The 15,140-nt window shown below is 57.0% G+C and carries 8 protein-coding genes and 1 pseudogene; 8 read left to right on the plus strand and 1 reads right to left on the minus strand.

The window, feature by feature from the left end:
• Positions 1 to 71 precede the first annotated feature (71 nt).
• The 7 genes and pseudogenes from ftsZ to SADFL11_RS00160 all read left to right on the plus strand — a co-directional run bounded on the left by ftsZ (position 72) and on the right by SADFL11_RS00160 (position 12,744).
• Positions 72 to 1,817: a cell division protein FtsZ gene (gene ftsZ, locus SADFL11_RS00130; RefSeq protein ID WP_008195144.1), complete on the plus strand. Its 1,746-nt coding sequence runs from the start codon at positions 72 to 74 to the stop codon at positions 1,815 to 1,817.
• 258 nt (positions 1,818 to 2,075) lie between these two features.
• Positions 2,076 to 3,020: a UDP-3-O-acyl-N-acetylglucosamine deacetylase gene (lpxC, locus tag SADFL11_RS00135; protein ID WP_008195130.1), complete on the plus strand. Its 945-nt coding sequence runs from the start codon at positions 2,076 to 2,078 to the stop codon at positions 3,018 to 3,020.
• 286 nt (positions 3,021 to 3,306) lie between these two features.
• A complete protein-coding gene (locus SADFL11_RS00140) occupies positions 3,307 to 4,113 on the plus strand; it encodes an outer membrane protein assembly factor BamD (protein ID WP_008196164.1) in 807 nt (268 codons plus the stop codon).
• A 72-nt stretch (positions 4,114 to 4,185) separates the two neighbouring features.
• A complete protein-coding gene (gene recN / locus SADFL11_RS00145) occupies positions 4,186 to 5,847 on the plus strand; it encodes a DNA repair protein RecN (protein WP_008195516.1) in 1,662 nt (553 codons plus the stop codon).
• A gap of 14 nt (positions 5,848 to 5,861) precedes the next feature.
• A complete protein-coding gene (gene ligA, locus SADFL11_RS00150) occupies positions 5,862 to 8,033 on the plus strand; it encodes an NAD-dependent DNA ligase LigA (RefSeq protein ID WP_050775988.1) in 2,172 nt (723 codons plus the stop codon).
• Between the two features lie 339 nt (positions 8,034 to 8,372).
• A complete protein-coding gene (locus SADFL11_RS00155) occupies positions 8,373 to 10,433 on the plus strand; it encodes a methyl-accepting chemotaxis protein (protein ID WP_134852852.1) in 2,061 nt (686 codons plus the stop codon).
• Positions 10,434 to 10,763: 330 nt separating this feature from the next.
• A pseudogene (locus SADFL11_RS00160) lies at positions 10,764 to 12,744 on the plus strand (bifunctional 2',3'-cyclic-nucleotide 2'-phosphodiesterase/3'-nucleotidase).
• Between the two features lie 105 nt (positions 12,745 to 12,849).
• On the opposite strand, the gene SADFL11_RS00165 reads toward SADFL11_RS00160, so the two are convergent.
• Positions 12,850 to 14,664 (minus strand): aminopeptidase P family protein, encoded by a 1,815-nt coding sequence (locus SADFL11_RS00165; protein ID WP_008195372.1) that lies wholly within the window; start codon positions 14,662 to 14,664, stop codon positions 12,850 to 12,852.
• Positions 14,665 to 14,915: 251 nt separating this feature from the next.
• On the opposite strand from SADFL11_RS00165, the gene SADFL11_RS00170 reads away from it, so the two are divergent.
• Entirely contained in the window at positions 14,916 to 15,119 is a 204-nt protein-coding gene (locus SADFL11_RS00170) for a hypothetical protein (RefSeq protein WP_040452352.1), read from the plus strand.
• Positions 15,120 to 15,140: the final 21 nt, after the last annotated feature.

Consider the following 15,140-nt stretch of genomic DNA (forward strand, 5'->3'; position numbering starts at 1 on the left):
GAGTGGCAGAGGAAATTAGGGAAGAAGAGGGTTCTCCCGTATCGGGGGCGCCAACGGGTCGCGAGGATAACATGACCATAAACCTGAAGATGCCCGACATTCAGGAACTGAAGCCGCGTATCACGGTCTTCGGTGTCGGCGGCGCGGGCGGAAACGCCGTCAATAACATGATCACAGCAGGCCTCCAGGGGTGCGACTTTGTCGTGGCCAACACGGATGCCCAGGCACTGGCAATGAACCAGTCCGATCGTCTCGTCCAAATGGGCGTGGCCGTTACGGAAGGTCTCGGAGCCGGTTCCCAGCCAGAAGTTGGCGGGGCAGCGGCCGAAGAAGTGATCGATGAGATCAACGATCATCTGTCTGGATCGCACATGGTGTTCATCACGGCCGGTATGGGAGGTGGTACCGGCACCGGTGCAGCTCCTGTGATCGCCCGTGCAGCGCGCGAGCAGGGCATCCTGACGGTTGGTGTTGTTACCAAGCCGTTCCAGTTCGAAGGTGCGCGCCGGATGCGCATTGCCGACAGCGGCATCGAAGAGCTTCAGCGCAACGTTGACACGCTGATTGTCATTCCTAACCAGAACTTGTTCCGGATTGCAAACGCGCAGACGACATTCGCCGACGCGTTTGCCATGGCCGACCAGGTTCTTTACTCCGGTGTTGCCTGCATCACCGACCTGATGGTCAAGGAAGGTCTCATCAATCTCGACTTTGCCGACGTGCGTTCTGTGATGCGCGGCATGGGCAAAGCGATGATGGGGACCGGTGAAGCCTCTGGCGAGAAGCGCGCTCAGCAAGCGGCTGAAGCCGCAATAGCAAATCCGCTGCTCGATGAATCTTCCATGAAGGGTGCGAGAGGATTGCTGATCTCCATCACTGGCGGCAATGATTTGACGCTCTTTGAAGTGGATGAAGCAGCAACCCGGATCCGGGAAGAAGTCGACGCGGATGCCAACATCATCCTTGGTGCGACCTTTGACGAGACGCTGGATGGCATCATACGCGTGTCGGTTGTTGCAACTGGAATTGACCGGGAGGAGGGCCAAATGGCTGGCACGTTTCCCGGAATCACAGCTCCAACTCTGAAATCCGAGCACGTCGCGCCACGTACACCGGAACTCCAGTCAAAGCCCGCGCTGGCGGCTGAAATGCCAAAGGTTCACGATGCTGCAGCAAAGGCGATGGCCAGCCTTGAAAAAGAACTGGCGATTCCAGAGCCGGCAGCCGTTTCTGTTGCCAGTGATCCGGACGTTGAGATCAAGAAAGTGCAGCCTGCCCGCACACCAGCGCCAGGAACGTCTTCGATGATGGATCTGGACAACGACACGCCGGCACCGGTCGCCGATGTAGCGCCGATGGCACAGCCATACATTCCGCCGGCAGCCGAAGAACATGCTCCGGCCCCGCGGATGCCGCGCGTTGAAGACTTCCCGCCGATTGCCCAGCGTGAAATTCTGGCAAGCTCTGCTCCGGCCAGCGCTCCGGCAGCACCAGCGGCGCAAGTTCCGGCCGATCCGGCTGCGGATCTGGAGCATGATGTTGAAGATGAACGGCGCCCAATGGGTCTTCTGCGGCGTCTTGCCAGTGGTCTTGGCCGCAAGGAAGACGAAGAAGAGCACCACGAAGAGGCTCCCGTTGAGACTGCCCGTCCGGCAGCGCAACTTCGTCCGGCTCCGCGTGCACCGCAGCCGCGGTCTCACAGCGAAGGGGCAACCGGACAACTTGATAGCACCGGCCGATCGGCCCCAACGCCGGTCAGCCAGTCAGAAGACGATCAGTTGGAGATCCCGGCGTTCCTGCGCCGGCAGGCCAACTGATTCGACCCGCGATCTTCTTCCCTGATCGCAACGGCCCGAAGTCACGACTTCGGGCCGCTTTTGTTACACTGAGTCAAATGACGTGATAATTCAATGATTTGCCGGCCTGTGAATCGTTACAAACCGTAATAAAGCTTTATTTCGCCCTACCATAATTACCGACTATGTTGCCCGCAGCTGGCGATCGTTAAAAGTCCGTAACTTTGCACGTGCAAATGACTGACCATTACCGGCGCCAAACCGGAAGGGTAGGGGAATATGACCGCATATGTAGACCGACAGACGACGCTCGCCGATCAGGTGACGCTGACAGGTATCGGTGTTCATTCGGGTAAACCTGCGTCAATCACATTGGTGCCTGCTGAAGCTTGTGTGGGGGTTGTGTTCTCACGCACTGACAGCGACTCTTCCAAGGAAATTCCCGCGCTGTGGGACAAAGTGTCCGCGACCGCGTTGTGCACCGTTCTCGATGATCCGTCCAAAGATGGCATCTCGACCGTTGAGCACCTGATGGCTGCGTTGTTTGGAATGGGCATCGACAACGTCATCGTTGAAATCGACGGCCCTGAAATGCCGATCATGGACGGCTCAAGCCATGCGTTCGTTGAGGCGATAGAACAGGTCGGTATCAGGAAGCTTGACCGGGGCCGCCGGTATCTGAAAGTCAAGAAAACCGTTCGCGTCGACAACGGAAGCGCCTGGTGTGAACTGCATCCCTATGACGGCACGAAGTTTGACATCACAATTGACTTCGACACTCCGGCGATCGGCAACCAGAAATTCGTTTCCGACATCACACCGGATGTGTTCCGCAATGAACTCTGCCGTGCACGGACCTTCGGTTACGTGAAGGATGTTGAGCAGCTCTGGAAGATGGGCTTCGCTCTCGGCTCTTCGCTGGAAAACTCTGTCGCCATCTCCGACGACAAGGTTCTTAACCCGGAAGGCACGCGCTGGCCGGATGAGTTTGCGCGTCACAAGGCACTTGATGCCGTAGGTGACCTGGCGCTGGCCGGTCTGCCGATCCTGGGGCTCTATCGCTCCTTCAAGGGTGGTCACAAGATGAACCACTCCATTCTTGTCAGACTGTTCGAAGACCCGTCTGCATTCGAGATCGTCGAATCTCCGGCCTTCCGCCAGGTTGGCCAGGTCGACAAGGGCGGTTTGGCTGCTGCCGCGGCCTTCGGTCCGGACGTTTCCTGATATTTTTCTTTCAAGGGAGGCCCGAATGCCTCCCAAATTAATTACTGGCAGACCCGCCGTTTGTGGTGGCTTGCCACAAAATAGCTCTAAAAATCCGGCAGATCGCGTTTGAAAGCGTGACGCGGACGGTTCGTTTCCGCTAAACACTCGTGTTAATGAAATCGGGAATTTCTGCGCCGCTCGGTGCAGGGCTGTGTTTGGGCTGATATGTGCAGCTCGGGAGATAGGTGTGAACGGAAGACAACTCGGCTTTTCGGCGTGGACGGCTCCACGTCTCAAGCGTTATTTGGCTCTCGCGGTTTTGGCTGCGCCTTTGGCATTGTCAGCGTGCAGCAGCAAGGACGAGTTCGATGAGCTTGCGCTGAACGACACGCCTGCAGAAGTTCTGTTCAATGAAGGCCTGGCACTCCGGGCGCAGGGCAAACTGAGAGATTCGACCGCCAAATTCGAGGAGCTCGACAAGCTCTACCCTTATTCTGAATACTCAAAGAAGTCTTTGGTGAACCTTGCCTATCTTAACTACACGCGAGGCAAGTACACGGAGACTGTGACAACGGCCAACCGGTTCGTGACCCTTTATCCGGGCGACCCGGATTCGGCCTATATGCTCTACCTTGTTGGCCAGAGCTACTACCGCCAGATGCCGGACATCACACGCGACCAGGCAACGACCGAACGTGCAGCCTCCGCTTACGGAGAGCTGCTTCAGCGTTTTCCTGAATCGGAATATGTGCCGGATGCGCAACGCAAGCTTCTGATCGTTCAAGACCAACTTGGCGGCAAGGAAATGCAGGTGGGCCGGTACTATCTGGAACGCCGGAATTACGTTGCAGCGGTGAACCGATTCAAGACCGTTGTGAACAACTACCAGACCACCCGCCACGTGGAAGAAGCGTTGTTCCGTTTGACCGAAGCCTATTATGCGCTTGGGGTGATCAGCGAAGCCCAGACCGCTGCCGCGGTTCTGGGGCACAACTTCCCGGACACGCAGTGGTACAAAGACGCTTACACTCTTTTGAACAGCGGCGGATATGAACCGTCTGAAGACAGTGGCAGCTGGATTAGCCGCGCATTCAGGGGTATCAAGCTCTAAACTAGACCGACTCGAAAAGGCACCTATGTTTAAGGTGCCCGTCCGAGCCGACTTCTAAGGAGCGTCCTGTTCATGCTGGTCACGTTGTCTATCCGTGACATTGTTCTGATCGACCGTCTGGATCTTGATTTCGCCGCCGGAATGTCTGTGCTGACTGGTGAGACTGGCGCCGGCAAATCCATCTTGCTGGATGCCCTGTCCCTCGCGCTTGGCGCAAGGGGGGATGCGGATCTTGTCCGTCACGGCGAGGGGCAAGGACAGGTGACCGCCGTTTTCGATGTCGAGATGGCGCATCCGGTCCGCGCTTTTCTGAAAGACAACAGCATCGATGATGATGGTGATGTCATTCTGCGCCGCGTTCAGGCTGCAGACGGGCGCACGCGGGCTTTCATAAATGATCAGCCGGTCAGTGCAGGGCTTTTGCGGCAAGCAGGGGCCTTGCTGGTGGAAATTCACGGTCAGCACGATGACCGGGCCTTGGTTGATCCGGAGAGCCATCGGGCCTTGATCGACGTGTTTGGCGGATTGACCTCCGACGTGGACGCGGTGGCGAAAGCTTACCAAGCGTATCGCACAGCCGAAAAGGCAGTGTCGGATCATGAAGCGCGCATCGAAGCAGCCCGCAACGAGGCGGACTATCTGAGATCCTCCGTCGAAGAACTCAGCCAATTGAAGCCGGAAGCCGGCGAGGAAGACCAGTTGGCTGCCCGGCGCACGGATATGATGGCGGTCGAGAAGATTGCAGGGGACCTGAGCGAAGCCTACGAAACTCTGAACGGGTCAGCATCGCCCATCCCAGAATTGGCCAGTCTCTTGCGGCGGTTGGAGCGGAAGGCCGATCAGGTGCCGAACTTGTTCGTGCAACCGGTTCAATATCTGGCAGGCGCCCTGGATCAGCTGGAAGAGTGCCGCTCCGGGTTGGAGGGAGCGCTCCGGGAGACTGAGTACGATCCCCGCGAACTTGAGGCTGTGGAGGAGCGGTTGTTTGCGCTTCGGGCAGCGTCGCGGAAGTACTCTATGCCCGTTGACGACCTTTCGGCCCTGGCCGAGCGCATGGCTGCCGATCTTTCCGATCTGGATGCCGGTGAGGACAAACTGGCGGCTTTGATCGACGCGGCGCAAAAAGCGCGGACCGACTATGACCGGAAGGCCGCAAACCTCTCAGACAAGCGACGCAAGGCTGCTGCGCGCCTTGAAAAGGCTGTTGAGACGGAATTGCCGGATCTGAAGTTGGAGCGTGCGAAGTTCATCGTTGAAACTGCAAGCGATCCGGAGCAGCGTAGCCGATCCGGCATCGACCAGCTCGAATTCCATGTTCAGACCAACCCGGGCACCAAACCCGGCCCGATGATGAAAGTGGCCTCCGGCGGCGAGCTCTCCCGGTTCTTGCTGGCGCTGAAGGTTTGTCTTGCCGACAAGGGATCGGCGCCGACGCTGGTTTTTGACGAAATCGACACAGGCGTCGGCGGTGCCGTGGCTGAAGCGATCGGTCTGCGCCTGGCCCGTCTTGCGAGCAATGTGCAAGTCCTGACCGTAACCCATGCGCCTCAGGTCGCTGCAAGGGCTGAGGGCCACTTCCTGATCGCCAAGGAAGCTATGAAGCCGGACCGGGTGGCAACCCGGGTGAAACGGATTGATGACGACCATCGCAGCGAGGAAATTGCTCGGATGCTGGCAGGCAGCGTGATCACCGAAGAAGCCCGCGCAGCAGCGCGCAAACTGTTGACCGTTTAAGCCGGATATTGCTCATGAGCGACCAAGAATCTTCCAGCACACCGGCACCTGATATCGCGGTTCTGGACCTGACACCGGAAGCTGCCAAGGCCGAACTTGAGCGGTTGGCATCAGAAATCGCCGAGCACGACCGGCGCTATCACCAAGAAGATGCGCCGACGATATCGGATGCGGACTATGATGCGTTGCGCCGGCGGAACTCGGCAATCGAGGCCCGCTTCCCGGACCTGATTCTTGCGGACGGGCCGTCCGCTCAGGTCGGCGCGGCACCGGCCTCCGGGTTCGGAAAGATCACGCACCGCGTCCCGATGCTGTCGCTCGACAATGCTTTCAGCGATGATGATGTCCGTGATTTCGTCGGCCGGGTGCGGAGGTTCCTGAAGTTCGATCCGCTGATGGGTGCGCTTGCTGTCACTGCCGAACCAAAGATTGACGGCTTGTCCCTGTCTTTGCGGTATGAGGACGGCAAGCTTGTCTATGCCGCAACGCGGGGCGACGGCACGACGGGCGAGAACGTCACCGCAAACGCCAAGACCATCACGGACATCCCGCACACGCTGGCCGGCTCGGTGCTGGACGTGGTGGAGGTCCGCGGTGAGGTCTATATGGCCCACAAGGATTTTGAGGCGTTGAATGCGCGGATGGTGGCCAATGGCGGCAAGGTGTTTGCCAACCCGCGCAATGCGGCGGCCGGTTCCTTGCGCCAGTTGAAATCCGAAATCACCGCGTCCCGCCCGCTTCGGTTTTTTGCCTATGCCTGGGGGGAAATGAGCACACTGCCAAAGGACACGCAAGACGGCATGGTTGCGCAGCTGGCCGCGTGGGGATTCCAGATCAATCCGCTGATGAAGCGCTGTGAAACGGTGGAAGAGCTGCTCGCAGTCTATCACGGTATTGAGGAGAACCGGGCGCAGCTTGACTATGATATTGATGGTGTTGTCTACAAGGTCGACCGGCTGGATCTGCAGGAACGGCTTGGTTTTGTCTCCCGGTCTCCGCGTTGGGCGATTGCGCACAAGTTTCCGGCCGAGCAGGCCTGGACGGTGCTCAATGACATTGAAATCCAGGTCGGCCGAACGGGTGCTTTGACCCCGGTTGCCAAGCTGGAGCCGATCACGGTCGGCGGCGTGGTCGTTTCCAATGCGACACTGCACAACGAAGACTACATCAAGGGCATTGGCCAGGATGGAGAGCCGATCCGCGGCGGCAAGGACCTGCGCAAGGGCGATGCGGTCAAGATTCAGCGGGCCGGCGACGTTATTCCCCAGATCGTCGATGTGGACCTCGACAAGCGTCTCGACGGCGCGGAACCTTATGAATTTCCGACCCGCTGCCCGCGGTGCAACAGCCATGCGGTGCGCGAGGAAAACGAAAAGACCGGCCGCAAGGACGCGGTGCGCCGGTGCACAGGCGGTCTGATCTGTCCGGCGCAGGCAACGGAAAAACTCAAACACTTCGTCTCCCGCAACGCCTTCGACATTGAAGGGTTCGGCGACAAGCAGGTCGATGCGTTCTATCAGGATGACTTGGTGATGACCGCGGCTGACATCTTCACACTTGCTGAACGCGATAAGCAATCCCTGACCAAGCTGCGCAACCGCGAGGGCTGGGGCGCAGTTTCCGCCAAGAACCTGTTCGAGGCGATCGATGCTCGAAGGGAAATTGATCTTCACCGGTTCATTTTCGCTCTCGGCATCCGGCATGTCGGTGAGGGGAATGCCAAGTTGTTGGCCCGGGCCTATGGGTCATGGGCAAACTTCTACAAAGCCATGACGGAGGCCAGCGATCATGGAAGTGAGGCTTGGGCCGAACTCAACGACATTGACGGGATCGGGCACATTGTCGCCGATGCCCTGGTGGAGTTCTTTGCGGAAAATCACAACCGAGAGCAACTTGATGCGCTGTTGCAAGAGGTGACGCCGACGGATGCGGAAAAGATCGATGCTTCCGGCTCGCCGGTTGCCGGCAAGACGGTGGTGTTTACCGGCTCCCTGGAGCGCATGACCCGTGACGAGGCCAAGGCCATGGCAGAGCGGTTCGGCGCGAAGGTGTCGGGGTCGGTGTCCAAAAAGACCGATTTGGTCGTTGCCGGTCCGGGCGCCGGATCCAAGCTCAAGAAGGCGTCCGAGCTCGAGATCGAAGTCATTTCCGAGGACGATTGGTTCGATTTGGTTGACGTAACGTAATTTGCATCTGGCGACACTTCTGATCTTCAGAGTGACGATCACGGTTTCCTAGATTGTGGTATTTTAAGGGGTCGCCCTTTGGTTTTGTCTGCTCGAACCAATTAAACAGCATTTCCTTTAGTTCTAAATATCTGAAACTATTATCGAAAATAAATATAGGCGATCAATGTCCGTATAATTATCAATAGCGAAATTCTTAATTGCACCACCTTAAATTGTTTCTATTGATTTATTGTTTTTTCGCTGTCGTAAAATGCCAAATTTCTGCCTTACGTTAAGGTATGAGTAAGCTGAGAAACCCACTCTGCCAGCAATTAGCGCCTAGGAGGGGTAGGCTCAATGAAACGGATTAAAGTACAAATCATGGTATTGGCTTTGGTGCCAATGCTTGCGGTGGTCGGTTTCGCAGGCTTCTCAGTCTATGAAACAAATGTTCAGCTGTCGCATCACGAACATATGCGGCCTTTGACACGGATCGCCGAAGACGCCGGCAATGTAATTCACGAATTGCAAAAAGAACGGGGCATGACTGTTGGCATGATCCGTTCCGATTATGCTGCTGAAAACCTGTCTAAGTTACAAAAACAGCGCCCCCTGACGGACGCGGCGATCAAGATCTTCGACGATCATCTTGCCGCCGTTGATCTCAACGATGCCTATACGCTCGAAGAGTTGCGCAAGGTCGGTAAAGCGGTGCATGAGGTCGACGGCTTCAGGATAAAGGTTGATAACCGTTCCAAGTCAGCGCCCGAAGTGGTCGCCTCATATACCAAAGAGATCCATGCGCTTGTTCATTTGATCGGCCTTGCCATCGAAGCAAGCCCGTCACCTGAAATCACGGCAGAGCTGTTCCCCTTCATTGCTCTTGTTGAAGCAAAGGAAGCAGGTGGGCTTGAACGCGCCCTGGGCGCAGGCATGTTGAATGAGTTCGCGCTAACAGGTGAAGTAAACTTTGATGTCTACAAAAGGTTCATGGCTAAGTACGGCGCTGAACAAGCCTTCCTGTCGGAGTTTAAAGCGATCGCGCTGCCAGATCAAAAGGAACTCTTTGCCGCGACCGTAAAAGGGCCCGCAATAGAAACAGTCGAAAAGTGGCGGCCTATTCTTCAAGGACTTCCTCAGAGCGGAGACGCAAAGGGTGTTTCGGGCAGCGATTGGTTTGCGACCGCGACGCAACGCCTAAATCTTATCAAGGAAGTGTCCGACAAGCTTATTCACCGCGCGGAAGCTGCTGCTGATGCAGACACCGAAAATCTTGCCACGCTGCTTCTTTGGGTGTCTGTGATTGCAGTTGCCGTCACATTGTTCAGCGGAAGCCTTGCTGTTTGGCAAGTTTACGCAATTTCGGTGTTGTTGCGCGACCAGCGCGATACCATCGCCAGCCTTGCAGAAGGCGATATCGACATAAAAGTGCCCTATACGGACCGTCCGGATGAGATCGGCGACATTGCCCGATCTGCGGAAGTCTTCCGGGACAATCTGATAAAACAACGCACGCTCGAAGAAGAAGCGGAAAAGGGCCGTATTCAGCGGCGCAAACGGAACGCCCATCTGGAAGCTGCCATCAAACAGTTTGAAGATGAGGTCTCCGCGGTTCAGCAGCAACTGAAGAACGAAACGCACGAAGTCAGTCAATCTGCCGGCCAAATGGTTCAGATTGCGGGTCATGCTTCAGAAAGCGCGAGTGCTGCCAATGCAGCGACGGAAGAAGCGACGACCAACGTCCAGACTGTAGCGTCCGCTGCTGCCGAACTGTCCGCCTCCATCAGTGAGATTTCCCGCCAGGCCAATACGGCCATGGAAATCTCTGAAACGGCATCATCGACTGCGGTTTCGGCTGACAAAGATGTTTCCATTCTGGCGGAAACTGCTGACAAAATAGGTGAGGTTGTCGAGATCATCCGAGCCATCGCAGAACAGACCAATCTTTTGGCTTTGAACGCCACAATTGAGGCTGCGCGGGCAGGCGAGGCTGGCAAAGGCTTTGCAGTTGTTGCAGCTGAGGTGAAGGAGTTGTCGACCCAAACGGCCAAAGCGACCGACGAAATTGCAACCCAGATCACGGGCATTCAGGGATCCACGCAGAAGTCGGTAGAAGCAATCCGGTCCATCGTGGAGCAGATTGGTGAAGTCCAGTCGGTCACCAGCACCATTGCCGCGTCGGTCGATGAACAGAATATAGCGACCAGTGAGATCACACACAGCATCACCTTGGCCTCGGACGGGGCGTCTGCTGCAGCGTCCAACGTTGCCGGTGTGTCCGGGTCTATTGACCAGACCCGCGAACAGTCGCAGGCGATGAGCCAATCAGCCGATCAGCTCGGTAAGGTTGCCAACAGTCTTTCGGGTGCGGTCAGCCACTTCCTGGAGCAGGTGCGCGAGGAAGACGAAGCGGCATAACACGCCTGTCAGTTTCTAACGGATACAAGCCCCCGGCATGGTCGGGGGCTTTTCTTTTGCCGGGCACACCGTCGGCGGCAACCTTCCGCGCTTGCGTTATGACTGTGTCATCATTCAGGTTTAACTGGCGGTTGCAGGAAAAACATGTCAGTATTTTTTGACCATATGATCAAAAAATTGCTGAGTGTGATGGCGCCTTGGTTATGGTGAGCGTCAAAACATAAAACAAGACAGCGGTTTGAACCGCAGTACACAGTGGCCTTATCAGGTGGCTGGACAACAGATAAATTCCTTGCCCGGTCCCGGGCGGATAAGTTTTGGAGGTTTCCCATGTCGCATCTTCTTTCATCGTCCGTCTCCCGGCGCACGCTTTTGCGGGGCATGGCCGCAACCGGATTTGCGGCCGTCATGCATCCTTATTCCCTGATGGCCAAGGAGAACACGGCGCACCTGCGGCTGATGGAAACGACGGATCTCCACGTCCATGTGTTCCCATATGACTATTACGGCGACCGGCCGGTTGACACGGCAGGCCTTGCTCGCACCGCCAGTTTGATCCGCGGCATCCGGGATGAAGCGACCAACTCTGTCCTTGTCGACAATGGTGACTTCCTGCAAGGAAATCCGATGGGAGATTTTATTGCCTATGAGCGAGGCCTCAAGGAAGGTGATGTTCACCCGGTCATCAAGGGTATGAATGTTCTCGGATATGATGCCGGTACGCTCGGCAACCATGAGTTCAACTATGGTCTGGAATTCCTCGAAAAGGCGCTCGCCGGGGCGAATTTTCCCGTTGTGTGCGCCAACGTCGCCAAGGGAGGCCTGGCAGCCAATGCGCGTGACGACAACCTTCTCCTGAAACCCTACGTCATCGTGGAAAAGACTGTGATGGACGGTGCAGGCAACAGCCACCCTATCAAAGTCGGTTTCATCGGCTTCGTACCGCCTCAAATCATGAACTGGGACCGCGGGCACCTGGAAGGCAAGGTGAATGCCCGCGATATCGTTAGCACCGCCAAAGCATTCGTTCCGGAAATGAAAGAGCGGGGCTGCGACATCATTGTTGCGCTCTCTCACTCCGGGATTGACGGTGGTGCTTATACCGACGGCATGGAGAATGCGTCCCTGCATCTGGCTGCTGTTGACGGGATTGATGCTGTCTTTACCGGTCACCATCACCTGGTATTCCCCGGCCCTGCCTATGAGGGTATCCCGGAAGTGGACATCGAGAGGGGCACGCTCTTTGGCAAACCGGCAGCCATGGGTGGCTTTTGGGGCTCGCACCTCGGGGTTATTGATTTGATGCTGGAGCGCGATGGCAGCAGCTGGCGCGTGGCGAACTTCACCACCGAAGCGCGCTCCATCTACGAAAAGGAAGGCCGCAAGGTCACTCCACTTACCGAAAGCCAGCAGGATGTGCTGGATGCGGTGAAGGACGACCACGAGGCAACGCTCGCCTATGTGCGCCGCCCGGTCGGCAAGACGTCCGCACCGCTGCACTCCTATTTTGCATTGGTTGCGGACGACCCGAGTGTCCAGATCGTCTCCAAGGCACAGCTTTGGTATGTCGGGGAAATGCTGAAAAACACGGACTGGGAAGGTTTGCCACTTTTGTCTGCCGCCGCTCCGTTCAAAGCAGGCGGCCGCGGCGGGGCGGACTATTACACCGACGTACCGGTTGGAGATGTCGCGATCAAGAACGTCGCCGATCTTTATCTCTACCCGAATACGGTTCGGGCGGTCGAAATCACAGGTGCCTTGGTCAAGGAATGGCTGGAGAGGTCCGCAGGGATCTTTCAGCAGGTCGAGCCGGGCAAGGAAGATCAGGTTCTGCTCAATCCGGACTTCCCAAGCTACAATTTCGACATCATCGATGGCGTCACCTATCAGATCGACCTCAGCCAGCCGTCAAAATACGGCCCCAAGGGTGAAGTCCTCAATGCGGAGGCTAGCCGCATCGTTTGATCTTCAGTTCAACGGAGCGCCGATTGATCCAGAAGCACGGTTTGTGGTTGCCACCAACAACTACCGCGCCGGAGGCGGCGGCAATTTCCCGGGGATCGACGAGAGCGTTGTGATTCTGGTTGCCCCCGATACGAACCGTGATGCTCTGGTCCGCTACATTGTTCAGGAAGGGACGATCAATCCGTCTGCCGACGCCAACTGGACCTTTAAGCCGATGCCGGGAACGAGTGTTCTCTTCGATACCGGGCCCGGCGGCAAGGATCATGCAGCATCCGTCGAAGGCGTTAACATTGAGCCTTACGGCGATGGGGCCGATGGATTTGCCCGCTATCGCATCACGCTCTGACAGAAAGTTGCTCGTTCGGCGTCGAATGCCGACCAACTTCAGCATATAGAAAAACCGCCCGGACACTGTCTGGGCGGTTTTTTGTTTGGGACGTAAGGCTGTTGCTCAGAGCTCTTCGGTCGCCTGTTCCAGCCAAATCCGGTCTTTTGCGGCCAGCAAAGGCCCGATTTCGGATCGGACACGCTGGTGATAGCGGTTGAGCCAGGAGCGCTCGTCGCTCGCGAGCATGCCGCCGACAATCAAGCGCCGGTCGAACGGGACCAGCGTGATCGTCTCAAACCCGAGCATTGGCCGTTCGCCGCCCGGAATGTCCTTCGGTGCGGTGACGATTTCGAGGTTCTCCAGGCGGATGCCGTATTCACCGGCGGGATAGTAGCCCGGTTCATTGGACAGGATCATGCCCGGTTTCAGCGGCACATGGCCGGTCTTGGCGATGCGCTGCGGACCTTCATGGACGCCGAGGTACGTGCCAACGCCATGGCCGGTGCCGTGATCGAAATCGAGGCCGGCTTTCCAAAGATCAATGCGCGCAAGGGTATCCAGCTGGGCACCGGTCGTGCCTTCCGGAAACTTCGCGGTCGAGATGGCAATATGGCCCTTCAGTACCAGCGTGTAGTGCTTCTTCATCTCTTCGCTCACAGTGCCAACGGCGAGCGTCCGGGTGATGTCGGTGGTGCCGTCGATATATTGCGCTCCGGAATCAATCAGGAAGGGCTTGTCTTGCGGGATCTTCAGATTGCTGGTGCGGCTGACCCGGTAGTGGCAGATCGCCCCGTTCGGTCCGGCACCCGAAATCGTATCGAAGGAGATGTCCTTTAGCTCACCTGTTGCCGCGCGGAACTCTTCCAGTTTTTCCGCAGCCCCGATCTCGTCCAGCTCAACCTTGGCAACTTCTTCATCGAACCAGCAGAGGAAGGCGATATAGGCAGCCGCATCGCGGACATGGGCTTTTCGGGCGCCGTTCAGCTCGACCTCGTTTTTGACGGCTTTCGGCAAAAGAACAGGATCAGAGGCCTCAACAAGCGTTCCACCGGCATCTGTGATGGCTTCTGCAATTCCAATCCCGGCAAGAGACGGGTCGATGATGACCTTCTTCCCTTCCGTGCCGAGTGTTTTCAACCCGCCTTGAAAGTCGGCCGGCTCGGAAATCTCGGTCAAATCGGCAAGGGCATCGCGCACGGAATTGGAGAGCTTCCGGCCATCGATATAAAGCGAGGGTTTGCCCTCTGCCGGAACGGTTGCAAATGACAGGGGCAGCGGTGTGTGCGTGACATCCGAGCCGCGGATGTTGAACAGCCAGGCAATGGAATCGGGCTGTGTCAGGACACAGGCATCGGCCTTCTTGTCCTGAATGGCTTTCTGGATCTCGGCGATCTTGTCTTCCGACCCACGGCCTGCAAGTTCTGTCGGATAAAGCATAACCTGACCGACAGGCGGCTCCGGGCGATCCGCCCAAACCGCATCAACCGGATTGTCTTCCAAAGTGACCAGTTCGGCACCTGCCTCTTTGCAGATCTCCCGCAACCGGCGGACTTCCCGCACGGTGTGCAGCATGGCGTCGATGCCAAGTTTTTGGCCCGGCTTGAGGCGTGCGACCAGCCACTCCGTGACAGGTTCCGTGATCAGATGCTGGGCCGGAAACACGTCCATGTCGACCTGTTCGCGCACCTGGATGGTGTAGCGGCCATCGACGAAAACGGCAGCATCTTCGCCCAAAACTGCCGCCATACCGGCGGATCCGGTGAAGCCCGTCAACCACTGCAAACGGCAGTCATGCGGCGGGACATATTCCCCCTGATGCGCATCGGCACGGGGAATCAGGAAACCATCAAGGCCCAGACGCTTGAGTTCGGCTCTGAGAAGCGCTGCATGCGGCGCCCCGCAGGAAGGATCACTGAGATCGTCAAAATTCTGAAACATGGCGGCAAAACTAAAAGGGGTCCCTGACGCAATCAAGTCGGATAATTATTTCTTGAAAAGATTGGATACGGGAATTTTCGTTTCGAAAATGTGCAACGCACAAATCATTTCGCATATGCGAAATGCGCAGGGCTGGCATGCAGATCGCCCCCTACCTAAACCGCGCATCCACGATCATATTAACTGCCAACAAGCTAATAAAGACGTTTCTCCCTAGGGAAGCTCTTCAACTTCGAATGGGATTAAAGACAATGACCATCGCAACGACTACATCCACACGCGCTTCTGGCGGCTTCATGCGCCGCGCTTTCGACCGGATGATCGAAGCCCGCTCCGTACAGGCCCGCCGTTATGTCAACGGCTACCTCCTGTCACTGGACGATGCGACCCTTTCTGCCCACGGTTATGATCGTGAGCAGCTGGAACGCGAAGGCTCTGCGACCAGCGCGTTCTAAGCCGCTGAAGAATAACTGTGC

The sequence above is a fragment of the Roseibium alexandrii DFL-11 genome (genome assembly GCF_000158095.2).
GTDB lineage: Bacteria > Pseudomonadota > Alphaproteobacteria > Rhizobiales > Stappiaceae > Roseibium > Roseibium alexandrii.